The following is a 25328-nucleotide window of genomic DNA, read 5'->3' as shown; positions in this document are numbered from 1 at the left end:
ATTCAAGGAGGAATGTGTAATGCTTACAGCAGACCGCGCAGTTGAAACTTTGGTGGATAAATTCGCAGTAACCTGTTCAAACGAGTACTCATTAAAAACAGATCGAAGCTCCGAAATTATTGATTATGTCTTGGGAACGACGGACAAGTTCCCGGATATGATGGGAAATTCGAGTCATTATGTTTATCAAACGATTGATCTGCTCATGAAGCTCGCTAAAAAAGACGATGGAGATATCTTTTACCGGGCCGGTGCTATTGTGATATATCTGGAATCCAATTATTCCAAAAGAAGTTCATGGAGAACGGATGCTTTTACTGTCTGTATGGGAAATGATTCAGAAGCCTACGGATTGAGCGGGAAGAGCAAAAGCGCTGATCGCATGGGTGGGTTGTTGGCCCGGTTGGAGAAGATCAAACAGTTTGCGGGCGAGAACGAAATTTCGGCTGAATTAAAGAGCAAATTAAAGCGTGCCCAGTGGCTTTTTGATTCCAAAAAGGCTGACACCCAGGGGGATTATCGAGATGTAATCAATGCGTTAATGCTGCTACAACTATATTCAAGACTCAGTGACACGGCTTCTCATCTTGCAGAGGTTCAATCTTCTGCTCAATCGTTACCCGTATTGTTTCAACATGTGATGGCTAATGATCCAGATAAGTTGCGGGACGAGCTACATACGTTGATTGAACCTGTAGTGGTAAGTAATATTCAAGGAAAGCATAACGGATCATCCCAAGAATTGAAGGATGAATTCCTCAAAGAAAAGCGCAGTCGGCTCATAGCTGAGCTGTATCCCAATACGACTTTCTCTTCAAAAGAGCAATGTTCAAACACCGTATTCCATCAAACGATGGTACTGGTGAGTGGTGCCTTGTTGTACCTGATTAACATTAGTGGGGGTAAACAACGGTTCCTTGATACGAATAGTGAGATTGGGCATGTTTTGCTTCACACAATACATCAATTACATGAGATTTATCCACTTGAAGTTCGCCGTTACTTGCTGAGTATGGACCCTAGAGCAAAGAGTCCAAATGATCTGCTTGCTGGACTTGTGCCTCTGGATGAGCCTTATCAGTTGGTTGAAATGTTGCGGGACGAGCTTAATTCGTACACGGTATCTTGGAACATGTTACAATCCGCGATCGCGAATCGTCCTGAACAAGCGATTCGAGCATACGAGATTATCAAACCGCCATTCCTGAAACTCTGCATTCAGAAATTCATGGAGGATCAAGGTTTGACATTGCCTAATGCGGAGGGCTCACTTGAGCAAGCGGTATTTAACGCTCTTCGGCATCCTTTGGACGGGGGACGTCAAGGACTTGCGATTGCAAGATACTTAGGTGGGGAAAACACCCTGGAGGAATATTGGGAGGACCCGAATAGTCGTGGGTTGTTTAATCAACTGAATCGGGATAAGAAGCGTGTTCACAACCTCATTAGTATTAGTTTTCTGCCCTTGGACTCGGAGGCGATGCGCAGGTTCGCAATCCTGACCACTCATCCCGATTGGACATTGGATATTATCTCGGACATGTACAATTCATACGCGTTTAGTGGAGAGCAGCTGCTTCAACGTTATGGGCAAGACCCTGAGGTGCAACGTGAGAAATTGCTAACCAGCCTGATCTCTCTTAATGGCATGACCGACTACAGATATAAATCCATGCCGCATGATGAATACCGCCGAATCATTCAGCAGAATCTGGACTATGCACTGTCACAGTACAAGAAACTGCCAACAGATACACGCATTTTAATTCTGGAGATTACCTTTGAACAGCGTGATGAGTTATCGAAGAAAATATTGGCCGAAGCGATTCGTGCCGGATTGCAGGATTCTTCCAAAAAGGCCAATGGCGTAGCGTTAGCGGAATTCAACCGAATTCCTGATCAGGACTTGTATACGCTCGTCTACCTCTCGGAGAAAAAAGTGGCGATCAAAGAGATGGCTTTGACCGCAATCCGCAGTCTGGAAAACAGCAAGGAGCTGTATGGTGAGCTTTTGAAGAAAGAGAAGTCCGATGAGTGGAAGAGCTTGATTCAAATTCTGCTGGATACCGCAGATTTAAGTCCAGAGTATGCCCATGCTGCACTCGCTGATCAGGCAGATGCCAAAAAGTTGTCGAGACTGAGCTGGTTGTCCTTGAAAGATCTCCCTTCACTGATACGTATTGAAGACAATCAGCCTTTAGATGACCGGATTAAACAGTATGCTTTGGTCCAATCATTGGATCATACATCCGGTCCTAATGAACGGTTGAATGAATTACGAGATTACGTAAGTGAGGTATCTCTCGCTCGTTTTGCAAGTGAAATGCTTCAGGTCTGGATTCAGGAAGGTGCTCCTGCAAAAGAGAAATGGGTGATGTATGTTTCAGCACTCTTTGGCGATATTCAGATTGTGAATATTCTGGCTCCGCAAATTAAGGAATGGACAGAAAATAGCCGCGGCGCGATTGCAGCAGATGCTGTAAAAGTGCTCGCTTATCTGAAGGATCCATCCGCTCTTATGGCGATTGACAAGATCAAACGTGGTGTGAAGAACCGTCAGGTGAAAGGTGCTGCTGAAGAAGCGTTGCAGCTTGCAGCGGATAATATGGGACTTACCCCGGAACAACTGGAGGATCGGTTAGTCACCACGCTTGGTTTTGATGAAAAAGGAACCATGCAGCTGAGTTACGGAGAACGTTCCTTCCTGATTAAGGTAAATGGAGACTTACAAGTCGTTGTACTCAATGAAGAAACGGGCAAATCCGTGAAGAGTCTGCCTGCTCCTGCACAGAAAGATGATCCTGAATTGGCAACGCAGTCCAAGGCACGTTTCACACAGCTGAAAAAAGATCTCAAATCCATGGTTAACATTCAGGCGCAGCGTCTGGAAGAGTCATTGTCCAAGCAACGTCTGTGGTCTGCCGATGAGTGGAAAGCATTGTTTGTACAAAATGTAATCATGCAAAAATTTGCTGTTGGTCTGATCTGGGGAACGTATGAGGATGGCGCTCTGATCAGCACCTTCCGTTATATGGAGGACGGCACCTTCAATTCTGTGGATGAAGATGAGGTTGATCTGCCCTCGGGTGCGCAAGTGGGACTTATACACCCGTTGGAACTGGATCAGGCTAACCTTGAAGGTTGGACAACGCAGTTGGAGGATTACGAGATCAAGCAGCCATTTGAGCAATTGAATCGTGAGATTCACCAGCCGGAAGATGAGGATAAAACGAAGAATGAATACGATCATCTGCCCGAGTCTGATTTTTCACCAACGGCTTTCCCCAAAGCACTGGAGAAATACGGCTGGATCAAAGGACCGGCTCAGGATGGCGGCTGGTATCATGAATTTTATAAAGAGTACGGAGATCTTGTTGCAGAATTGCAATTCAGCGGTACGAGCATCACGTATTACGAGGGATTGGATGACATTACCCTGGAATCCCTTCATTTCTTCAAACCGAATAACAAGCAATATTATTACTATGGTGACAACAAACCCATTGCTCTAGGCAACGTTCCAGGTCGCGTGTTCAGTGAAACGATCTACGACATTCTGAGAGCAACGGGGCGTTGATGACGTGAATGGATTCAAGGAAAAATTCCGAAGTTTTTCGAAGCTGTGTACGGAGGATTATTTGATTCGGTATGCCAACAAGGGGTTGTACAAAAGGTCTTTGAAAGAGTTGGACAATGGTGTAAGTGTAACGTACACATGGAATGCATCATCTGTGAGTTGTCAGCTCAGTGACGGGACACAATGTACGCTTGAAAATACGCTGGATCATTGGGAGTGCTCCTGCCCGGCCGATCATATCTGCAAGCATGTGCTGATTGCAATTCTGTATGATCAACGGGAATATACGGCAGAGGATTCAATGAATGCAGACGAGAAGCATGCGCTGGATAAGGACTCAGGGATATCGGATAATGATCCGTTGGACGTACCAAAAAACGTATCCGTAACAGACGCAGTTTCAAACTTAGTATCAAATGTGGACGCTCCAAGCGAAATTCCGCATACGGTATCACGTGGGATCGAGTCTCGCTTCCGCTGGATGACAGAGTCTGACCTAAACGTGTTAATTAAATCGTATAGTTCTTCCATGATTGAGGAAGTTGTTTTCCGACTGAGATACCCAGAGGAAATTAAGATCATTGAAGATTCACTTCTTACGGTTCATCTGACCACCCAGAATATCGAGGTGTCTTTTACTGAGGAACCGAATCTTGCAAAAGCACTCTGTAAGGTGCAGCAGACAGCTGGGAAAATGGCCAAGCTTGAAGCTTTGCTACGGTACCGGAGCCTAAAAGGCCTGGATGATACGGATGCATTAAGTGGACGGGTATACGAAGCCAAGTTCTCTCTTCAGACAGTGCAGGAATGTCGGGTTATGCTGGCAGGATTGTTGAAGACGGGACTGGCCCGCCTTCCTCAGTCCTATATGGCACAACTGGAGACCTTGGCAATCGCTGCTCATAGTGGCAACCTGCCTGACATAGAACGCAGTTTACGAGGGATTCAAGGGGAACTACAGTTGTTTTTCAACAGACATATACGTTTCTCCATGCAATCCATGTTGGATCGGGTAAGCAAGCTGTATCTTGCACTCCAGGTTCTTGAAGAAGAAAAGGTATCTGTCATTCAGCAGAGTCAGCTCATTGGCAGTTTTCGAAGTAAATACTTTACAGTTCCTTCACTTCACCTGTATGGACTGGGAGCTGATGCGTGGGAGACACGATCCGGTTTCCGTGGAATCACCTATTATTTCTATTGTTTCGATGATGAGGAAATCTACACCTATAGCGATGTACGTGCTGTATATTACGATGATCAGCAGTTCTCATATACAGAGCATTATGGTGCATTCACACCATGGCTGCCTAATCTGACCTTTCGCCAGTTCGTCGGTGAAGAAGTTCAATTCCATTCAGTTAAAGTGAATGAAGAACGCCGGATCTCTTCCGGGGAAGGTGCCAAGCTTGCGATTTTGCCACGAACGGGTGTGGAAACGTTGAACCTGGGCAAAACCATGCAAGACGTAACGTCTGTACTTGAAGAGGAATCGCGAACATTTGACTTATTTGCTGCTCCCAAAGAACGATTGGCTGTGATCAAAGTTGCTCGAATCGTGGACCATAACTTTGTCAAACAAACGCAGGATCTTGTCCTGACGGTTGAGAGTGCCAAAGGAGAACGTTTGGCACTTACTCTCCCGTATTCAACTGATTGGCAAACGATGATCCAAAGACTGGAGTCAGGATATGGTTCCCAATCACTTGAACACTTCTATGCCTTTGTGCGTGTGGAACCAAAACGGATTAGCCCAATCAGTTTCCTGAAGGGTCAAACGGTGCTCAGTCTGAAACTGGATATCGGTAATGGAAGGATGGGCAGACTTGGAAGAATATAATCAGTTCATGCAGAGAATTAACGGCTGGTCAGAAGAGTTGCTGCTGCGCGGGTTATCCCAGTTTACGATCCGGGATATTGAGGTACTTGAGCAGCTCGCAGCGGAATCCTCGCGGTTGCAGATGAGTTTCCTCGATGAGTTGTTGAATCACCTCATCAAGGAAGGGCGTAGCGTGGCTCTTGGACAAGGTAATGAAGAGTTGCTGTTATTTCAGTATTGTCGTCTCACCCAATATGTACAGCTCAGTGTGCAAGAAGAGGCGTAATATTGGTTAGTAATCGAAGCGAAGGCACATGAAGCGATATGATGTAGTAAATAAGATGTATTATAGAAAATAAGAAGATTTGCAGAAGGCTAAAAGGCCACTGCAAATCTTTTTTTATCGAGGAGTAAGTAAAAGTCATTTGCCAAACGAATATAGGTAGGTAGCACGGATCAACACGAGCATTCGTGATTATATGAGCATGGAAGGGAGGGGGCATGTAATCGTGGAAGAAGAACAAATACGGAAGGCAGTAGCGGATCGTGATCCTGAGGCCATGGAATGGGTGATGAACCACTACGCAGGTTTGTTATGGAAGATTGCTCATTCCATCCTACATCATGCATCGACAGAAGAGATTGAAGAATGCGTAGCAGATACATTTTTTGCTTTTTGGCAGAATCCGGATGCATTCCAGTCTGGGAGAAGTAGCCTGAAAAATTACCTTGCAACAATCACAAAACATAAAGCAATTGATCGCTACCGGAAACTTAATCGAAGAACTGAGCTTACATATGAAGAGGAGATTCATTCGGTGCAAACGGATGATTTGTTGGTTCAGATGATCAGTAAAGAGACATATACGGAACTTAATCAAATGATTGAATCTTTTCCAGAACCGGAACGGGAGATTATGAAACGTCGGTTTTACGAAGGACAGAGACCCCATGAGATATCGGAAGCATTGTCCCTACACGTTAGGCAAGTCCATAACAAGCTTTATCGCTCCAGGCAACGATTGAGGACATGGTGGATGAACAGGAAATAAAGGAGGCGATCAAATGCGAAAATCCGAGAAAAAATTCACTGAGCAGAACCTCTTTAATATTAAAAAGTTGTTCTATGATAAATTGGCGATGAATGAACCACCAACCGTTACGAGATCAGATTCATCATTTTATCCACCTGTATTATATCCACCTGTATTATATCCATCCGCACAGACAAAGAAGTCCATGAATAGGAGAAGAAAGTATCGCAAAGCCATCTATATTCCTGTAACCGCTGCGTTATCGTTATGTCTTGTTACAGGTGCAGCTGCATCGGTGGGCATCATTGACCTGCCTTCTATTCTTCATTTTCTAGGTGCAGATCGGATTGGAATTCTTCAGCCTGTTCATCAGGTGAGTGAAGATCAAGGGATTCGAATGGAGGTTATAGGTGCTGTCAGGGACGGAGATACAACGGAAATCTATGTTTCTTTGTCAGATCTGACGGGTCAACGTATTGACGAGACGCTGGATGTATATGATTACAGGGTCACCGGAGGTAATGCAAACAACGCTCAGATTATTCATTATGATGAAGCTAATAAAACGGCTATTGTCCGATTTCTCATTCAAGGAAAAGTCAGCAAAAATCGGATTACCGTTCAGATCAATACGCTGATGTCGGGTGCATCTCGACAAGATGGTTACAACGTACAAGTGGACTGGAAGCAGGTGTTACAAGAAAAGCAAAACAATAGTTATGAAATCCTGGATCAAGATCGTATAAGTGGCTTGGGAGGTAAAACCGATATTCAATTGGAAACCGATCCAATTCCGGTATTGCATCAGGATGTAACGAATATCCCTGTTGAGGGTATTGATTGGATGCATATTTCCAATATAGGTTTTGTGGAGGGCAAGTTACACATTCAGATTAATCCGAATAATGAGATAGGCGAGTATAATCATGGATATTTCTACTTCACGGATGAGCAAGGTCAAAAACTCGATATACCTGAATATTCCGTTAGCTATGGACATTATATGAAAGATGGGGTCGGGTATGGAGGAGATTATGAGGAGTTTGTGTATGATCTGTCCGCTGTTAACGAATTAGATAAACTGAGACTTCAAGGCAGCTTTACGAGTATTAGTGAAGTTATACAAGGGAATTGGAAAACGACCTTTAACTTGAGTGAAAATGGTTTGAGTAAAACAGGAAACGTTCAGCTTGATGCAAATGGAGCCTCACAGGCAAATGTTACTCTTTCCGCAGTTGGCGTCACGCTTACAGGTGAGGCACTGAGCAAGATTCGCATGGAGAATCTGAGTATTGAAGTTCACCTGAAGGATGGTACAAAGTTGTCTGGCGCATCCGGTTTCCTCCAGCTGGATCAGGATCTCATTAAATGGATATCCCCTAAGACCATTCCGGTGAATGATGTGAGCTACCTACTAATCAATGGAGAGAAAGTAACTTTGCAAGATAGATAATATAAAAAGTGAATCAAAGAATCGGGGGATAAGTGCAATCGGAAGTTTGTTCTGTCATCAGAGTGGTAAGTGTGAGTATTCTTTAGTTCAACTTATATAAAATGAATTACATGTCATATCCCGATTTATGACGCATACCATTAGGCGAATGCGGTTATAAGGGAGGAAACTGAGATGTCCATGAGCGAACCGCTGTTAACGCAAATTGTGAATCAACATATTCCGGCTGGTGCAACGGTCGTCACTATTGATAAACCTGTTCAACATCCAGCGATCTATGCGGCAGATCTTACCGGTGACGGTATGCCGGAGATTGCTGCAGTCTATCAGTTGAATGGTGAGCTGTATTTGCTCATTCTGAAATTTGTTCAAGGACATTGGATCAAGATGGCACTAATTAAGGGATTGGGGTATGGGGTGACTTTAATGACTGCAGCCCCTGTAACTTCAACGGCAAGGAACAATCTCATCATCGGTTGGCGGATTGGTTCTATTTGGTCTAAGCTTGCCGTATATGAGTGGACGGAATCCGGGCTCAAAGATCTGGCGCCTGACGATCTATACTATAGCTATGCAGAGATTATAGATATGCCTGGTCCACATGGTCGAGATGGGAAAGTGGAGATTGTACTCTGGATACATGACACAGGTGAAGCCTATCGTGTGGAGATTATCCGATGGCAGAATGGGAAATGGGTTCCTGCACCGGACGTATATGCAACCTATTATCCCAAAGTGGTGCAATATTACGAGCAACTAACCCAGCAATATCCTGATTATATCTTTTACTGGTATTACCTTGCGGATGCTCAGTACCATGCGGGCCAGTATCCGGCAGCTCTCGCTTCCGTTCAGAAGGCACTCAGTTTCCCGGAAGCGTATCCTTCCAGAGATGTACTACAAGAGTTGGAAAAGAAAATTAAGCAGGCGATGGTCCCTGTAAGCCATGCCCGGGTAGCGACATGGTTATATCCAGTCTCCGTTCGAACCACGAGTGGGACGCGTTGGGGCTATATGGATGCCCAAGGCCACATTCGGCTTGAGCCGGTACTGGATGACGCGCAAGAGTTTCAGCCCAATGGATTGGCTGTGGTTGTGAAGGATGGTCGTGCCGGCATTATTAATCTTCAGGGGCAGTATGTCGTTCAACCTGTATACGATTCCATCAATTCCTTTTCCGAAGAACGGGCGATAACAATTGATCCTCAAGGATTTAAGATGATTAATGAACAAGGTACAGTCCTGACCAAACGGGCGTACCCGTATATCTCAAATATGAACGACGGTCGAGCGTTATTTTACGATTCTAATCCTGGTCAGGCAGATGGATCGGTGAGTCGGTATGGTTATTTGGATGCGTCGGGCAATGAGGTGATACCTGCACAGTTCGCTTCTGCGAACGATTTTCAAGATGGCAAAGCGGTTGTGCAGATTAAGGACAATGAATATGCGCTCATTAATCGCAATGGACATCGGCTCGCAACGTATCCATATGCCTATGTGGGACCACTAGGGGATGGACTGCTCGCTTTTCAAAAAGAAACCTCGGGCAAATATGGGTACATCGACGAACGGGGTAATATTCGCATTCAGCCCAAGTTTTCATCGGCATTTCCTTTTAACGACGGGCAAGCGATTGTTAATACAGCAGAGGACTACAAATCGATCTACGGTGTTATTAATACGGAGGGATCGTTTATCATTCAACCCACGTATAATGACATCCGCGAACTAGGCGAGCATCGTTATGCGCTGGGGCAAGCAATTCATCCGGAGCAGCCGTATATTGGCTCTGTATACGCGATTGCAGATACCAATGGCAGAAGACTTACGGAGTTCCTATATCGCGAAGTGGGCAATTACAAAAACGGCCTTGCTTCAGCATCGGATGGCAGACAGACCTATCTGTTGGATTTGAGTGGAAGACCTGCCGCTGGGTATCCACATGTAGAAGGTTCGGGAACGCTGGAGGTCGTGGGACCAGATCTGATTAAGGCCTATGTAGACCAGCGTTTATCGTATGTGAATCGGGCCGGACAGATCATCTGGCGGCAAAATACAATCGTTTCACTTCATCCGCCGTACCGTGTACGCGAAGAGAAGTACAAACCAAACAGGGACTACCTCGTATATTATCCGCAGGTGGAGGGATTAACGAACCAAGCGGAGCAGCTTGCGTTGAATGCCAGGTTAAAGCAACTCTCCCAGGTTAAACCGATCCCTGCCGATCAGCAGTTGGATTACACGTATACAGGGGATTTTGATATTACGTTTTATCAGCAGCAATTGCTACAACTGCAACTCACAGGTTATAACTACCCGGCGGGTGCAGCGCATGGCATGCCTACGATGATCTATGCGATCATTAATCTGACGAATGGTCAGTTGTATGAGCTGAAGGATTTATTTAAACCGAATAGTGACTATGTAAAAGTGTTGAGCCAGATTGTGGGGGATCAGATCAAAAATGATCCTCAATACTCGTATGTGTTTCCGGACACCTATACGGGGATTAGTGCGGATCAACCGTTTTTTGTCACAGCGGATGCTCTGCATCTCTACTTCAACCCATATGATATCGCACCCTATGCGGCAGGGTTTCCAACGTTTACGATTCCTTTTGTCCAGATCAAGGATATCATTAATACAGAAGGTTCGTTCTGGAAAGCTTTTCATAGTTGAGTGTCCATTCACAGGTTAAGCGAGGAAGCCATATATCCAATATGGCTTCCTTTTGGATTCAATAGGAGACAGTCTAATGATGTAAGTAACTCCTTCACATATTTATCCATACTAAATGGAAAATATTACGGGAGTTACAGATCAAAGAAGTCATATTAGTCTATACAAGCAAAAAACGAAAACTTTCTCCAACAACACTTCTTTTGCTTGGCGAGAATGTAAATACTTCACCATTCATTCTCAAGTTAAGCGACGAGGTCATATGTCCAATAGGGCTTATAAGAAGCTGTGAGACAACAATAATCCGTGAAGAGGTATTATTGCTCCGTGAAGAGGTAGTGATCATTCAGGGCTCTATGAGATATTAATGTGCGTATAAAGCACTGCGCTATATTGAGAATGATTATTAATATCAGGAGGGGTGAGATGAACAACACATCTGAAGTGTTCGGGTTAATGCAAGTAACGAAGGAGCGCAAAGGTCTGCTGATCACAGCAAGTATCTTCTCGACCCTGTCGAGTTTGTTGCAGATTGTTCCTTTTGTCGGAGTGTATAAGATCGTCGAGGAACTGCTAACTCATGCGGGGCAGCCCTCTGCCATGGACAGAGATCTGTTGATCTATTGGGGGATCGTCGCATTCGTAGCCCTGATTGCAGGGCTTATTGCGCTCTATATCGGGGGGATGTGCTCACACATTGCCGCGTTCAACATTTTGTACCAGCTCAGAGTGAGACTTGCGGAACATGTTGCCAAAGTACCCATGGGGTATCACACTCGGACGGCAACCGGTGAGCTGAAGAAGATCATCGAAGTCAGTGTGGAGAAAATCGAGAAATTTATCGCCCATCAGTTGCCGGATCTGGTGAGTGCGATCGTCATTCCACTGATGCTCTTGGGATATCTGTTCTGGCTTGATTATCGCATGGCGCTGACGCTGTTGGTTCCGATTGGAATCGGGTTCTGTCTCCAAAGTCGTATCTTCCGCAGTGAAAAAGGCCGTCAGGCTTATCGTGATTTTCAACTTGCTATCGAAGAGATGAATGCGACGGGTGTTGAATACGTGAGAGGTATGCCGGCGGTGAAAGTATTTGGCATTACAGCTGATTCATTTCTGACGTTCAAACAGGCGGTGACGCGTTATCGGGATATTTCGTTGAAAATAACAGATTTGTGTAAAACATCCTACGGGCTGTTTTTTGTAATCATGATCTCGTTATTTACCTTCATCGTTCCGGTGGGTATTCTGCTGTCGAGTGGAAATGAGGGCAATCAGTCGTTTGCGATCACGTTTATTCTGTTTCTGATCATTACCCCGAGTCTATCTGCACCGTTATTGAAGTTAATGTATCTGGGTAGTGGGATGCGAGAGATTGTGGAAGGACAGAAGCGGATTGAATCGGTGTTTGCCGAGCCGGTTGTACAAGAACCTGAGTTGCCCAAAGTTCCGGATACATATGAGGTTGCCTTTCGGCAGGTATCTTTTGCTTATGAGCGTAAGGAGAGCGAAGCATATAAACCTGTACTTGAACAGATTGATTTTGTAGCCAACGCAGGAGAGATGACCGCACTTGTCGGACCTTCTGGTGGGGGGAAGTCAACCATTGCGAATCTATTACTTCGTTTCTGGGATGTGCAGGAAGGTGAGATTACGATTGGTGGGATTCCGATTCAGGAGATGGGTACGGAGAAGCTGATGGATACCGTATCCTTTGTATTTCAGGATGTACATCTGTTCTACGATACGATTGAAGAAAATATTCGGATGGGCAATACATCGGCTTCACTACAGGATGTTATAGCAGCGGCTCAAACTGCTTGCTGTCATGAATTTATCGAGAAGCTGGACGCCGGATATGATACCAAAATCGGAGAAGGCGGCACGTACCTGTCCGGCGGTGAAGCACAGCGAATTGCGATTGCACGGGCATTGCTCAAAAATGCTCCGATTCTGGTCCTGGATGAAGCGACGGCCTACGCGGATGCAGAGAATGAGCACAAGATCCAGCAAGGTCTAGCCCAATTGGTTCAAGGCAAAACAGTACTGATTATTGCTCATCGTCTAACTACGATTCGTGCAGCAGAGCAAATTCTCGTGATCCGAAATGGAACGATTGCCGAGCGTGGGACACATGATCAATTGCGTGCATTAGGCGGAGTGTATGAGCACATGTGGCAAGCCCATATCAGTGCAGCTTCCTGGAAGCTTGGAGGTGCAGTACGATGAGGAATTATTTATACAATATATCTGGGGGTAACCCGCGTAGTCTGCTTCCTTCGGTAATTGCAGCGATTCTGGACGGGATTGCAAAGATTGTTCCTGCGGCGCTGCTTGTGGACATATTCAATACGATTTATAAGTCTTTCTCTGAACCGGACAAAGGACTGGATATCAACCGAATGTGGATTGTATGCTGCATCCTGTTTGCCTGGCTTCTGGTGGAGTATGCGGCTTATGCTTCGCTCTATGACAAGACCTATCGGGCAGCATACAGCCTAGCGGCCTCAGGAAGGTTGAAGCTGGCAGAACATATTCGTCATCTGTCGTTAGGATTTTTCGGGAAACGTGATCCTGGGGATCTGACGAATCTGATCTTGAGTGATTATGGTCAGGTCGAGCATACGATCTCTCACAATCTGTCGCAGTTGATCAGCGCGATTGTGCTTCCCGTACTCGCTTTTGGCGGACTTCTGTTGGTGGATTGGAGAATAGCCGTAGCCATGTTTATTGCCGTTCCCTTAGGTGTAGCGCTGTTATGGCTTACGGATTCGATTCAGGCACGGCTGAGTGAGAACCATGTTCGGGCTAAAAATGAAGCCGCCAGCCGGCTGCAGGAGTACCTGAGCGGTATTCGTGAGATTAAGGCCCACAATATGGGGGGGAAACGTTTTGAACGGCTGCGTCGTTCTTTTGACGAATTGAAATCAGATTCCATTCGGTTGGAAGGCATTATGGGACCGATGATCATGGGCGCGATGTTGCTTGCACGATCAGGAATGACATGGATGATTCTCGTGGGCAGTTATTTGCTTGCAGGCGGTGAGTTGTCCCTACCGGTGTTTCTGTTATTTTTGCTGGTAGGTACAAAGGTATTTGAACCGTTAACGGTTGTACTGATGAGTTATGGGGAGATGCGGTACTCTGCATATAGTGCAAGACGCATTATGGATGTGCAGCAAGAGGCCCCGATGGCAGGAACGGGAGATGTACAGCCCAATCAGGCGATTTCATTCGACCGGGTGACCTTTGGATATGATGATCAGCAGCCGGTGTTGAAAGACTTGTCGTTTACGATTGAGCCGCATACCATTACTGCTTTGGTGGGTCCATCCGGTAGTGGTAAGAGTACAGTCACACGTCTCATTGCCCGCTTCTGGGATGTACAGCAAGGAACCATTCGCATTGGTGACAGACCGGTTGATCAGATGAACCCGGAGAAGCTGTTGCAGGATATCTCTGTGGTCTTCCAGGACGTGTATCTGTTCCAGGATACAATCGGCAACAACATTCGTGTAGGAAAGAAAGACGCTTCGCAATTCGAGATTGAAGAGGCAGCACGCAGAGCTTGTTGTCATGAGTTTATCTCCAGTCTGCCTCAAGGGTACGATACGCTCGTTGGCGAGGGTGGATCGACGTTATCTGGTGGGGAGAAGCAACGGATCTCCATTGCACGTGCTTTATTGAAAAATGCATCGATCGTCTTGCTCGACGAAGCCACCGCTTCACTTGATCCGGAGAACGAAGCCGCGGTGCAGCAAGCGATTAATGAGCTAGTCGCGGACAAGACGGTTATTTTGATTGCACACCGATTAAAGACCATTCAGAATGCGGATCAGATCCTTGTATTGGACCATGGTCAGCTCGTAGAGCAAGGAACTCATGCGCATTTGTTAGATCACTCAGGCATCTACGCTCGGTTGTGGCAATTACAACAGGATGCGGAAGGCTGGCAGGTAAAAGTGAACGGATCATGAGTGTTCGATGAGATAGATAAAGTAACTGAAGCAAATAAGCCTAATGTGGCTATTGAACTGACATAAAAGGAGAATGACAACGATGTTTAAACGAATTCCTGTATGGATTTCACTATGCTGTATGCTCACCTTGGCGGCCTGTGGAACGACCCAGACTACCAGTGAAGTGGCCAGCTCCTCAGAGGGGACTGCACAAGCAACGACCAAATTGATTACCAACCCAAATGGAGAAGAGATTACGATCCCTTTGAATCCAGAGCGCATTGTTGATCTATCCGGCTCTACTGAAGAGCTACTGATCATTGGGAAAACACCTGTTGCAACGATGAGCGCGGATTACGGTAACCCGGAGGAAATCACACCAACCATTAAGGATCAGCTGAGTGCAGATACTGTTAATCTGGGCTGGTATGGTTCACCGTTTAGCATTGAAGCAATAGCGGGTGCCAATCCGGATCTGATTATTCTGGGAAAGGATTTTAACACGGATCAGTATGAAACTTTATCTAAAATTGCACCTACAATTGCATTGCCTTACTCTTACTATGATTGGAGAGAACGCCTGACATTCTTGGCAGATACGTTTGGAGAAGAAAGCAAGAAAGATGAATATCTGGCCAAGTATGATGCGAAATCTGCAGAGTGGAAACAAAAGCTGGAGGAGACTGTAAATGGTGAATCCTTTGCCGTAATTGAGACATATCCAAACAACCTGGTCATCTATTCCAATAAAGGGGCAGCTGAGATGTTATACGGTGAATGGGGCCTGAAGCGCACAGAGGGTATCCCCGATCCAGAGGGCTGGGGCGGTAAACAGATTGCACTGGAGGCTCTGGCTACCGTTAATCCGGATCGTCTGCTATTGATGGAGAATAGTGAGAACAAGATGGTAGACAGCAAGGTGTGGAATAACATGAACGCCGTAAAGAACGGCAAGATATACAAAATTTCCAATGTCGATAACTACAACTATTCCTACACAGCCATGGGAAGAATGGAGCATATGGACCGTTTGGGTACGATGATTCTGGAAGGTCAGAAGTAGTCGTTGAATTAAAGCAATTGAAACGATAGATTAACTTTAACTCTTAACTGAACCTAACGGAGGCTTATGTGTAATTGTGTAATTTGTTCGAAATCATGTAACTTGAGCGGTTCTGGCTGCGTTTAGACATTGGGGTGATCGAATGTTGGTGAACGCGGTTCAACGTTACATGGTATTAGCATGTATATTTATTGGAATAAGCTTAACGGCTTATATCGTTCTTGAAAGGATTGAAGGGTACCATATTACAACGACAGAGTATTACGGCTTACGTAATGCAGGGGGAGTAATATATATTTTATCGCTCATCCTGGGATTCGGGCACTATTTAGTCGCTTTTTATGTTGTTATTCTTAGTCCGATCTCATGGCTGCTGCGGAAATATGTATGTTTTTCTATGGTGAGAAATTTCATCTATATGGTTGGGTTTGGATGGGGCGGGCTGTGGGTTTTTGATCTCATGTACAATCCATATTTTGTGAATGGATACAATCTGAATCGAATGACATCGATATGGATATTTGCCATCGCCGGTTTAGTCTACGCCATTGTGGAGAATAAGATTTGGCGAAGAGGGCAGATGCAGAACGAACAGATGGCTACTTAACAAATGTTGAGTAGTTTTTTTGGTTTACATAATTATTATGGTGTTTTTCATTGGAGACTTAGAAGCTGAATACAATATTAGATAGGATTATGTAAGAGTAAGTAGTGAACATGAACAAGCAGCTAAGTTAATTCGATAGTTTGTTATAAAATTCACAAAGAGTGCCAGTGAGAAGAACTAGGAGTTTTATCGTAAAAAGGTAAAATTTTCTGTTATACTATTTGAGTTGTGTACATAAAGTTAGATATTTTAATGAAGGGAGTTCATGAAGTAAATTAGCCGTTTAGTTTAAAATTGTAGTTTGGAGGAAAGCATTTTGTATAAAGCAGGTTTTTGGATTAGATTAGGAGCAAATGTGTTGGATAGTCTTATTATTTCAATTCCGTTAGTGATTATTGCAGGTGTGCTTACGGGTAACTTTGATACGGATGAGCCGATTGCCAAGCTACTTAGTGCTTTATACTCAATTTTATTACCAGTTTACTGGTATGGTCGAACCATAGGCAAACGTATATGTGGAATTCGAATCCGCCAATACGATACACACGAACCGCCAAAAATTGGTACGATGCTGATGCGAGTTGTTGTAGCTGGACTTGTGTACGTATTAACTTTGGGTATCGGAGTTATAGTGAGTGCTTTTATGGTCGGTATGCGTGAGGATCGACGTGCGATTCATGACTTCGTAGCAGGAACAGAAGTAGTTTGGGATTAACTCGAATATTATAAAGAATTGGCTGTGCAGGGGTGAAAATCACTGTGCAGCTTTTAAATCATTAGTACTGTTTCACAAAACTCGTATTTTGTACATATGTATCTTTCTCCTAAACTCAAAGGAACTTGTAACTTGCTGAACATTTTATACAGCAGCAACTCGTATCTTATTTATTTAGTACATCCGTTAATCCATTGCTATCCACACTATTCTGTTTTCTCATTGGCGAAGCTCGACATTATTAAAAGAATCACATAAAGAAAAAGCCATGGATCTTTTATATTCAGATCAATGACTTTCTAATTATTCACTGCCTTTGCCTGGCTCACTGCTAACCTGTCTTTCTATAAATGGAATAACAGGTATTCAAGAACGAATGGAAACATCCATAATTCCGTCTTCACGTGTTGTAATGACAACATAGCCACCCAGCGCATGATCCATTTTTTCAATTTCGAAAGTTGCCGTACCAGATAATGTTATATTATCTGAAGACATTTTTGATAAGTCTGGCATATAAAAGGTTGTTCTCCCGTTCTTCCGAGCCTCCCACCTTGCAGTAAGAGATTTAGTTTGGTATTCATAGTGATAAAATAAAAGATTCCCTGTAACCTTCGCGGGATAACCCCGTTCAAGGCTAGAAAAGTTCGAGTCATTCTCCATCCCCGGTCGGTATACCCAATACGTACTGCTCCAGAGATAGGCTTCAAGTATTCCCGACATATGTTCGATTAGCGTATTCGTGAATGATTGACTAGGAAATGCCCCCCACTCACCAACAATAACGGGGCGCTGCAAATCAAGTTGTGACCTACGTTTAAGTGCGAAGATCCGATATACATTCTCTCTGCTGAACGCATCATAATTCTCCGAATCCACTACGGCATCGTAACCATGAGGGGCGTAGATTTGTTGCATGTCTACATTGCCTTCAGGATCGACGAGATGTTCAATTCCCGTCTTAACGAAAGAACTGGAATAAATATTTCCTCCAGTGACAATCGGAATATCGCAAACTTTCCGCACTGCCCTTAATATGCGATTATAAAATGGCATCAGTGTCTCTTTGTCAAACTTCATAAATTGCTCGTTAAAGACCTCTTCCATGATTTCGCGTTCTTCATTCGTTAGACTTTGCATTTGGCTAGGATCGAAATTCGGATTCATCTCTGCAATTTTGGCAAAGGCCATACCAAACGTTTGTGGAGCAAGGCTACCCATAAATGGTTCGTTCATTGGCTCAAATCCCATTATGTTACTATAACCATGGAATCGCTTGGCCAGATGCTCCCACATGGTTTCATAATGATCCAATAACCCGATGCCGTCAGGAGCCTTGGCATTGGCCCAAAAGTTATCAGCTGCTCTTGATATGGCCTGACTTGTAAGATAGGCTTCGTACCACATGGTGCAATCTTCCGGATGAAAAAAGCCCTCGTCAAGGGTAGCCCAATCAGGTGCACCATCAGCATACTTTGCTGCAAATAAATCCTGATGCATATCTAGGAAAATGTAGATTCCCAGTTCCTCGGCCTTTTGAACAACACGTTCCACTCGATCTAAATAAGCTTCATCATAGATACCTGGTTCCGGCTCAACTCCATCCCAAAAGATCCCCAATCGAACCAGATTAAATCCTTTTTTCGCATAATGATGGAGCAAATCATGAGTGTTTGGCTCCAAATAACCGTTATGCTTTTCCTTACAAACTAGATTAATCCCATTCAATATAACCTGATGTCCATCTTCGTCAAAAAAATGCACCCCTTCTACTTTTAAACGCTTCATTGAATATCCCCCCTCATCATTTCTAATTTAGTATATTCGTTTAGAATTCTTAAAGGGTAAGACCACCATCAGCCACAATAATGGAACCCGTCATATAGCTTGATCCATCAGAAGCCAGAAATGCAACTAGCTCAGCGAGTTCCCTTGGCTCTGCATACCGTCCAATTCTCATACTAGGAAACTCTTCCGGCATATAACCGCTATCTTGCAGCATTTGGGGAACAGCCGCTGTCAAGGTTGTAGCTACACCACCAGGGCAGATCGCGTTAACACGGATTCCTTTTCTTACGTATTCAAGCGCAGCTGCCTTGGTTAAACCCGCAACGCCATGTTTGCTGGCTGTATATGCGGCTAGGCTGTGTTCAGCGCGAATAGCTGTGGTAGATGCAGTATTAATGATATGGCCATACCCTTGCTCGTCCATCACTCGTAGTGCGTGTTTCATCCCGAGAAATATGCCCTTCAGATTGACATCAATGATGCGACTAAAGTCTTCCAAGGCCATACTATGGAAACTTTGGAACTGCTGTAGGATACCGGCGTTATTAAATGCTACATCAATTTTTCCATAAGTATCAACAGCTTGCTGGATATAATTCTGCACATCATCTTCTTTGGAAACATCGGCTTGTACAAAAATAGCTTCGCCATCTTGTTCCTTTACAAGCTCCAGTGTCTCTTGTCCTGTTGCAGTATTATAGTCGACCAGAACCAGATTGGCTCCTCTGGCTGCCATCAGAATGGCGCTTGCTCTTCCTATTCCACTACCTGCACCTGTAATTGTAATGACTTTCCCTGCCAGGGACTCAGATTGCTTGTTTGCAGAAACCGCAGGTTTGTTTTTTGAAGTTTCCCCTGACACAAGTGAAATACCAGCCAAATCATTCTTTAACGCTATCAATGTAGCTTCAGGAATATCCACTTGAGGAACCGCTACCAACTGATTTAGTGTGAAATTGGAAGCCATTTTAAATGTGGGAGCGTTAACAAACTCGGGTAAATGTTTAGTGAGAACTACTACCGCTTCCTCATTGTTCAGTAAATCCCCGATTTTAATATTTTCATTGTAGGCCATTATTCTTCATCCTCCGATACATAATGTGTGTAAAATATTAAATGATAGCATTGCTATCATTTTGGTTATTAAGATATCATTTATTGTCGAAACATGCAATTCACATTTAAGTACTTCGTGGATTTTTGGAAGTGACGGGAACAAGTCGCAATTGAAGATCCAACCGGTTCGCTGCGCTCTCTGACAAGAGATCTCCTCCAAATTCAAGAATGGTTCGGAGAGGAACTTCCATTGCTTCTTGATTCGGTGATTCCCCAAGAACAGGTATTGCGGCTAAAATGACCTGTTTGCAGGTTTCATTTTTCCATAGAACGCCCAGTTGTACGTCCAAACTGTATTGATCAATAGAATCATCCAGAATGGTCTCTCGCTCCGAGGCGAACTCACCAAATATGCCACTAAGCCAGCTTATACAAAGACGAAACCACTGTGCAACGGCCGGTTCGACCATGCTGTGTAACCCTCCTGAAGTATGAGGTCTTGCGAGCGATAAGCCATGTACGCCTTTGGTAAAGATATGCATCTCGAACGGGACCTCTGCATGGTTAAGGGCTTCTGCAAAGGTTAAAGCGTTACTAACGGGTACCAACCGATCCTCGTACGTGTGAAATATGAACGTTGGCGGTGTTAACGCATTTACAGCCTTATCTACGCCTGGTACCGGAGCAGGGAAAATACGGCTCATCGATTCCACGATGCATGGATAACCAAGAATCATGGCATTGGGCCTAATCTTCCCCATGGTTCCTAACGCTGCCGCTAGGTGTCCACCAGCCGAGAAGCCGCATACAGCTATTTTTTCTGGATCAATCCCCCACTTCGAACTATTCTCCCGAATTAATTCCAGTGCTTCTTCTGCATCATTCAAAGGTTTCGGAAATACAGCGTTCTGATTAATCGAATATTGTAAAGTAAAAGCCTGGTACCCCTCCGCTAGAAAAGCCATCCCTATCGGTTCTGCCTCCCGCTCTGAGCATGCTCTGTATGCCCCACCAGGTAAAATGAGAACAGCAGGTCGATTACCCATGTTAGGCATTTCTAGTGAAGAATCCAATACATAAGCTGCTAGACTAACGTTCGTATTGGTGAGATCAAAAGTTGTTAACTTCATATATCCTCCTATCTCCTCCTATATTTTATTTGTAGCATATTGAAGCGTTCTCAATTCAAATTTTGGCGGATCTTCTTTCTTCAAGATCTTTGAGGACTTTAGGGAATTCTTTATCCAGTTTGTAGAAGAACAGACAGATTGCAATTACGACCATTACCGCAATAGGTACATATATGTTTAAGGCAATAATAGCTTGTTTGGCAGCTGCCCCTTGCTCGCTCGCCTGCTCCACGTAACCACCTAAGGCTAGCAACCATCCAATCATTGCTGCTCCTAAAGCAGTACCCACCTTGTTGCCAAAGGCATTAACACTATTCGTTAATCCAACCATTCTTTTATGGAATTTCCATTCTCCGTATTCAATCGTATCCGTGATGAGTGCTCCTCCAACTGCCATGAGAGGAATTGTACCAAGGGTTTGGAATATCGAACACACAAGTCCTAGCATAATACTCTCGGGTGCAATCAATCTGGCCGTTGCTCCAATCAAACCAATGATGACCCCACCAAGAGCTGTGTTGCGTTTGCCAAACTTTTTGATAAAGGGTCCGGATAAGCTAAAACCGATCACGACCGGAATGAGACCTATGCCTCCCATAATGGCAATCAGATTCACATCTCCCCAGATGTACTTGGCGTAATAGGTTCCTGCAGCAACACCTAAAGCGAACAAAATATTAGAAAAGGCACCAACAATGAACATCAAAAGCCAGTATTTATTGGAGATTAGCATTCTCAATCCTTGGACTAGTGGAATTTTCTCTTGAAAACCGCCAAGCTCATCCAATTGTACATTGTTATATTTCTCCTTGTTGGAGAAAAAGGCGATGAGTATTCCTACCGCAGCCACGAATGCGAAGATCCCGGCTAATATAGTCCATTCCCTTCTGCCACCACCCATAGCGTTTACAATAGGAAGAAAAGCAATGGCCACCACCATTCCTGCTAAATAACCGCTACTTGATCTGATAATTCCCATTAAAGATCTTTCATAGGTGTTGCGTGTAGTCAGGGCCATCAAACTTGAGTATGGTATGAATGTAGGTGTATACACCAAAATGTAAAATACCAAATTGGTTATAATGGCATATACAATTTTACCTGTGGCGCTAATATCCGGAACTGAAAATACCAGTAAAAGCGATATAAACATCGGAATGCTCATCCAGAGTAACCACGGACGTGCTTGCCCATACTTGGATTTAGTCCGGTCTACGAGCACGCCCATACCTACATCTGCAAATGCATCAAGTAGTTTGGTAACCAATAGTACGGTTCCGACAATTGCTGCCGATACTCCCACGACATCCGTGTAATAATACGTAATTAGTCCCAGCAACCCGCTTGAAATATTCAGTCCAAACTGTCCCATGGAATCTCCGATCAGTCTTTTAGTCGGGATTTCACGTTCAGGTTGATGAGGTGTGTCTTTGTGGGATGTGACGTGTTGGTCATTTACTGCAATTCCCATAACTTTTCCCCTCCGATATACTCTTGATGGATACGTACTGAATTCGCTTTCATACTTTTATTGTAAGAGCCATACAGGAATACGGATATAACGCGTTGTTAAGGTGAAATAACGTAATCCAAATACATTATCCGAGGTGAGTACCTTATAAAAAAAGAAGCCACGATAATTGTGGCTTCTCTTCATTCAATATGAATAAGTAAGTTTCTCATTTAATATAAATCAGAACGAAACCGGGAAATCTTTTAATCCGCGAATAATCATGCCTGGACGCCATTCCAAGGATTCCTCTGTTGTGTTCAAACGAATGTCAGGCATTTTGCACAGTAGCGCATTAATAGCAATCTCCCCTTCAAGTCTGGCTAAGGGTGCTCCAAGACAGAAATGAATGCCCTTTCCAAAGGCAATATGATTATTCACCTTGCGTGTAATATCAAATGTATCCGGTTCGGGGAATTGCTGATGATCACGATTTGCAGACGAGAACGAAACAAAGAGCATATCCCCTTGTCGAATATGTTTTCCCCCGTACTCTACATCTTCATTGGCCCAGCGTATGTTGCTCACTTCAGCCGGTCCGTTATACCGAAGGATCTCCTCCAGGGCTGGATGAATCAATTCAGGATCATTCAGCAGCAATTGCTTCTGTTCCGGGTTATCCAGCAACGCTAGCATACCGTTCCCGATCAGATTCACTGTTGTTTCATGGCCTGCAATGATTAGAACGAAGACAAGAGCATATAGTTCCTGCTCCGAAAGAACATCTCCCTCCTCTTCGACGCTGATGAGGTCGCTAATCAGGTCTTCCTGAAGATGTTGGCGTCTTTCTGTGATCAACACATGCAGATAGTCTACAAATGCCTTCATGACCTCATCGCTCTTCTCTTTCATTTCTGGATTGTTGAATCCCTCCATGATGGTATTGGACCACTCCTGGAACTTGTCCTGATCCTGTAGAGGAACCCCCAGCATTTCACATATAACCATGATCGGAAGGGGAAAAGCATAATCTTCGATCAGATCCATGTCCCTTTTTCCACTCGCCAGCACCTTATCAAGCAATTCATCGCTTATTTCTACAATTCTACCGCGGAGGCGCTCAATCATACGGGGAGTAAAAGCTTTCTGTATCAATCTCCGGAGCCGACGGTGATCCTCCGGATTCACACTAAGCAAATTACGAGAAATAATCTCTTGATGTGGTGGAGCGGAGCCCTCAGCATTTTCCATGAACGGAGAGTTCGTCACAAAGCGTTTATCCTGAAGAATCGCAACCGCATCTTCATAACCAGAAATCATCCATGCAAAGTGACCACTGGGCAAAGGAAATCGGTGCACTGGATCTTCCGTGCGTAGCTTCTCGTAGACTGGAAAGGGATTCTGGATAAACGATTTATCCAGAAAATCAACTTTCGACTTGGAATGGCTCTTGTTCTCATTGGTAAACATTACAACGCCTCCCGAATATATGATAGCTTTAATATCAATACAATATTAATTCTATCATTACGTAATACGACTTTCAAATTTTGCTAGTTGACTACACTTTATACTCTGAAATACGCTTGTTTAAATCCAGCGTCACTTCATACATCGAAGTAGTCGAGTCTGTAACCTGTTGTACAATTTGTATCTGTTCATCAACAATGCTTACCATCCCCCGACTCTCCGTATATGCCATTTTGGCAATATCCTCAAGCTCTGTAACAGATGCATTCACCTGCTCACAGCCTGCCGATATCTGCTCTGATGCCGAAGATACTTCCTGCATTTGATCCGCCATTGTTTTTGTCGCAAGTGTGATATGATTCAATGAATGTTGAGTCTGATCAGCGAGTGTTCGTATTTCCTCTGCAACCACAGCGAATCCTCGTCCCTGTTCACCGGATCGGGCAGCTTCTATGCTGGCGTTCAGGGCCAGGAGGTTTATTTGTTTGTTTGGCTACGCTTTGTATAAGTCCGACCATTTGATGAATGGTTACTGAATGTTTTTCCAGAGTCTGTACGGATGAGGTGACGTTCACCATAGTCTGACTGAAAGAGCGAATATGTAAATCGACTTCTTTCAAAAATACTTTTCCTTGCCGGGCTTCCCGTTCAGTTACTATGGCTTGATCAGCAGCATGCATATTAGAGTCTGTGATCACGGTAATGCCTTTGGTCACTTCTTCCATATCGAGGGCTGTTTCTTCTGCAGATTGTAACTGATGCTGCGTCCCCACTGACACTCTTCTGGCGGATTCCTTCATTTTCTCTATTGAAAACGTTGATTTACCCATATGATCCGATAAACTTTGACTGGAATGGGTGACCATATCTGCAGTACTTTGGGCAGAGTGAATGAATTGGGAAAGTCCTGATCGCATCGTTTCAAATATGGAGGCCAGCTTGCCCATCTCATCTCTTGACTTCAATTTCATAGGCTGGCTTAGATCTCCCTGAGAAATCGTTGTTGCACCCGTAACCAGTTGCTGGATCGGACGAGTGAGTGATCTGGCAAAAAGTAGTGATAGTATAATAACGGCAATGACCACGCCTATCTGGAAATAAAACGATTGATTATACCTTGTCTCATTTTCAGAGATCATTGCTTCTACGTTGTTATTGATTTGGCGAACGTGGTTCTGTTTAAGATCAAGCATGAGTTCACTCAGTCTTTCACCACTACTAGTATCTCCTTTATTAATGAATGCGTCATAAGCTGTCTTGATCTGTGAAATTTGATCCAATGAGTGAGGATTCAAAGTAGCGTATCTATTCAACAGAACGTTGAAATTCTCAAGTATCATTTTCACCGTGGGTTCAATAGAAGAACTGGTGGCATAACCCGTTGCCGGGAGCATGATCTGAATTTGATAATCCGTCAACGTTTGTAAGAGCTCTTGAGCAGTTAATGCAGATTGGAGCTTCAACTGATTCAACTCTTTTAATTTGGAGCTTTGCATTTTCATATTGTAATTCTGATAAGAGACAGTAAGTA

General features: G+C 44.2%; 16 protein-coding genes and 2 pseudogenes. 11 read left to right on the top strand and 7 right to left on the bottom strand.

What is annotated here, in order from left to right; all coding sequences use genetic code 11:
• The first annotated feature begins 19 nt into the window (after window positions 1-19).
• The 11 genes from MKY44_RS15395 (at window position 20) to MKY44_RS15345 (ending at window position 16903) form a co-directional block, all read left to right on the top strand.
• Window positions 20-3577 (top strand): DUF4132 domain-containing protein, encoded by a 3558-nt coding sequence (locus tag MKY44_RS15395; RefSeq protein WP_341007774.1) that lies wholly within the window; start codon window positions 20-22, stop codon window positions 3575-3577.
• 4 nt (window positions 3578-3581) lie between these two features.
• Entirely contained in the window at window positions 3582-5414 is a 1833-nt protein-coding gene (locus tag MKY44_RS15390; protein WP_341007773.1) for a hypothetical protein, read from the top strand.
• A complete protein-coding gene (locus tag MKY44_RS15385) occupies window positions 5401-5679 on the top strand; it encodes a hypothetical protein (RefSeq protein WP_341007772.1) in 279 nt (92 codons plus the stop codon). The genes MKY44_RS15390 and MKY44_RS15385 overlap by 14 nt, the downstream gene beginning before the upstream one ends.
• A 223-nt stretch (window positions 5680-5902) precedes the next feature.
• Window positions 5903-6445, top strand: coding sequence for a sigma-70 family RNA polymerase sigma factor (locus tag MKY44_RS15380; protein WP_341007771.1), 543 nt, complete (start codon window positions 5903-5905; stop codon window positions 6443-6445).
• Window positions 6446-6458: 13 nt separating this feature from the next.
• Entirely contained in the window at window positions 6459-7880 is a 1422-nt protein-coding gene (locus tag MKY44_RS15375; protein WP_341007770.1) for a hypothetical protein, read from the top strand.
• Window positions 7881-8054: 174 nt separating this feature from the next.
• Window positions 8055-10562 (top strand): WG repeat-containing protein, encoded by a 2508-nt coding sequence (locus tag MKY44_RS15370; protein ID WP_341007769.1) that lies wholly within the window; start codon window positions 8055-8057, stop codon window positions 10560-10562.
• A gap of 426 nt (window positions 10563-10988) precedes the next feature.
• Entirely contained in the window at window positions 10989-12788 is a 1800-nt protein-coding gene (locus tag MKY44_RS15365) for an ABC transporter ATP-binding protein (protein WP_341007768.1), read from the top strand.
• Complete coding sequence (locus MKY44_RS15360; protein WP_341007767.1) at window positions 12785-14536, top strand: ABC transporter ATP-binding protein; 1752 nt, start codon at window positions 12785-12787, stop codon at window positions 14534-14536. The genes MKY44_RS15365 and MKY44_RS15360 overlap by 4 nt, the downstream gene beginning before the upstream one ends.
• A gap of 82 nt (window positions 14537-14618) precedes the next feature.
• Window positions 14619-15581: an ABC transporter substrate-binding protein gene (locus MKY44_RS15355; protein WP_341007766.1), complete on the top strand. Its 963-nt coding sequence runs from the start codon at window positions 14619-14621 to the stop codon at window positions 15579-15581.
• A gap of 142 nt (window positions 15582-15723) precedes the next feature.
• Entirely contained in the window at window positions 15724-16188 is a 465-nt protein-coding gene (locus MKY44_RS15350) for a hypothetical protein (protein WP_341007765.1), read from the top strand.
• A 316-nt stretch (window positions 16189-16504) separates the two neighbouring features.
• A complete protein-coding gene (locus tag MKY44_RS15345; RefSeq protein ID WP_341007764.1) occupies window positions 16505-16903 on the top strand; it encodes an RDD family protein in 399 nt (132 codons plus the stop codon).
• A gap of 366 nt (window positions 16904-17269) precedes the next feature.
• Here MKY44_RS15345 and MKY44_RS15340 read toward each other — a convergent pair whose 3' ends face one another.
• From MKY44_RS15340 to MKY44_RS31540, 7 genes and pseudogenes are all read right to left on the bottom strand, one after another.
• Entirely contained in the window at window positions 17270-18691 is a 1422-nt protein-coding gene (locus MKY44_RS15340; protein WP_341007763.1) for a glycoside hydrolase family 5 protein, read from the bottom strand.
• 49 nt (window positions 18692-18740) lie between these two features.
• Window positions 18741-19493 carry an SDR family NAD(P)-dependent oxidoreductase gene (locus MKY44_RS15335; RefSeq protein WP_341009867.1) on the bottom strand — a complete coding sequence of 251 codons (753 nt, stop codon included), beginning with the start codon at window positions 19491-19493 and terminating at the stop codon, window positions 18741-18743.
• A 379-nt stretch (window positions 19494-19872) separates the two neighbouring features.
• A complete protein-coding gene (locus MKY44_RS15330; protein WP_341007762.1) occupies window positions 19873-20877 on the bottom strand; it encodes an alpha/beta hydrolase in 1005 nt (334 codons plus the stop codon).
• A 55-nt stretch (window positions 20878-20932) separates the two neighbouring features.
• On the bottom strand, window positions 20933-22348 hold the full coding sequence (locus MKY44_RS15325) for an MFS transporter (protein WP_341007761.1): 1416 nt from the start codon (window positions 22346-22348) through the stop codon (window positions 20933-20935).
• A 222-nt stretch (window positions 22349-22570) separates the two neighbouring features.
• Complete coding sequence (locus MKY44_RS15320; protein WP_341007760.1) at window positions 22571-23797, bottom strand: cytochrome P450 family protein; 1227 nt, start codon at window positions 23795-23797, stop codon at window positions 22571-22573.
• Between the two features lie 91 nt (window positions 23798-23888).
• Window positions 23889-24294, bottom strand: a pseudogene (locus tag MKY44_RS15315) (methyl-accepting chemotaxis protein); the annotation flags it as partial.
• Window positions 24295-24708: 414 nt separating this feature from the next.
• A pseudogene (locus MKY44_RS31540) lies at window positions 24709-24936 on the bottom strand (HAMP domain-containing protein); the annotation flags it as partial.
• Between the last annotated feature and the right edge of the window lie 392 nt (window positions 24937-25328).

Source organism: Paenibacillus sp. FSL R7-0026 (genome assembly GCF_038004485.1).
Taxonomy (GTDB): Bacteria; Bacillota; Bacilli; order Paenibacillales; family Paenibacillaceae; genus Paenibacillus; species Paenibacillus xylanexedens_A.
This window is presented reverse-complemented; position numbering and strand designations above follow the sequence as displayed.

Bases quoted from the DNA above. Each gene is read 5' to 3' on its own strand.
- MKY44_RS15355 (WP_341007766.1), top strand. From the start codon at position 14,619: ATGTTTAAACGAATTCCTGTATGGATTTCACTATGCTGTATGCTCACC.
- MKY44_RS15350 (WP_341007765.1), top strand. From the start codon at position 15,724: ATGTTGGTGAACGCGGTTCAACGTTACATGGTATTAGCATGTATATTT.
- MKY44_RS15320 (WP_341007760.1), bottom strand. From the start codon at position 23,797: ATGTTTACCAATGAGAACAAGAGCCATTCCAAGTCGAAAGTTGATTTT.
- MKY44_RS15330 (WP_341007762.1), bottom strand. From the start codon at position 20,877: ATGAAGTTAACAACTTTTGATCTCACCAATACGAACGTTAGTCTAGCA.
- MKY44_RS15370 (WP_341007769.1), top strand. From the start codon at position 8,055: ATGTCCATGAGCGAACCGCTGTTAACGCAAATTGTGAATCAACATATT.
- MKY44_RS15325 (WP_341007761.1), bottom strand. From the start codon at position 22,348: ATGGGAATTGCAGTAAATGACCAACACGTCACATCCCACAAAGACACA.
- MKY44_RS15375 (WP_341007770.1), top strand. From the start codon at position 6,459: ATGCGAAAATCCGAGAAAAAATTCACTGAGCAGAACCTCTTTAATATT.
- MKY44_RS15360 (WP_341007767.1), top strand. From the start codon at position 12,785: ATGAGGAATTATTTATACAATATATCTGGGGGTAACCCGCGTAGTCTG.
- MKY44_RS15395 (WP_341007774.1), top strand. From the start codon at position 20: ATGCTTACAGCAGACCGCGCAGTTGAAACTTTGGTGGATAAATTCGCA.
- MKY44_RS15340 (WP_341007763.1), bottom strand. From the start codon at position 18,691: ATGAAGCGTTTAAAAGTAGAAGGGGTGCATTTTTTTGACGAAGATGGA.
- MKY44_RS15365 (WP_341007768.1), top strand. From the start codon at position 10,989: ATGAACAACACATCTGAAGTGTTCGGGTTAATGCAAGTAACGAAGGAG.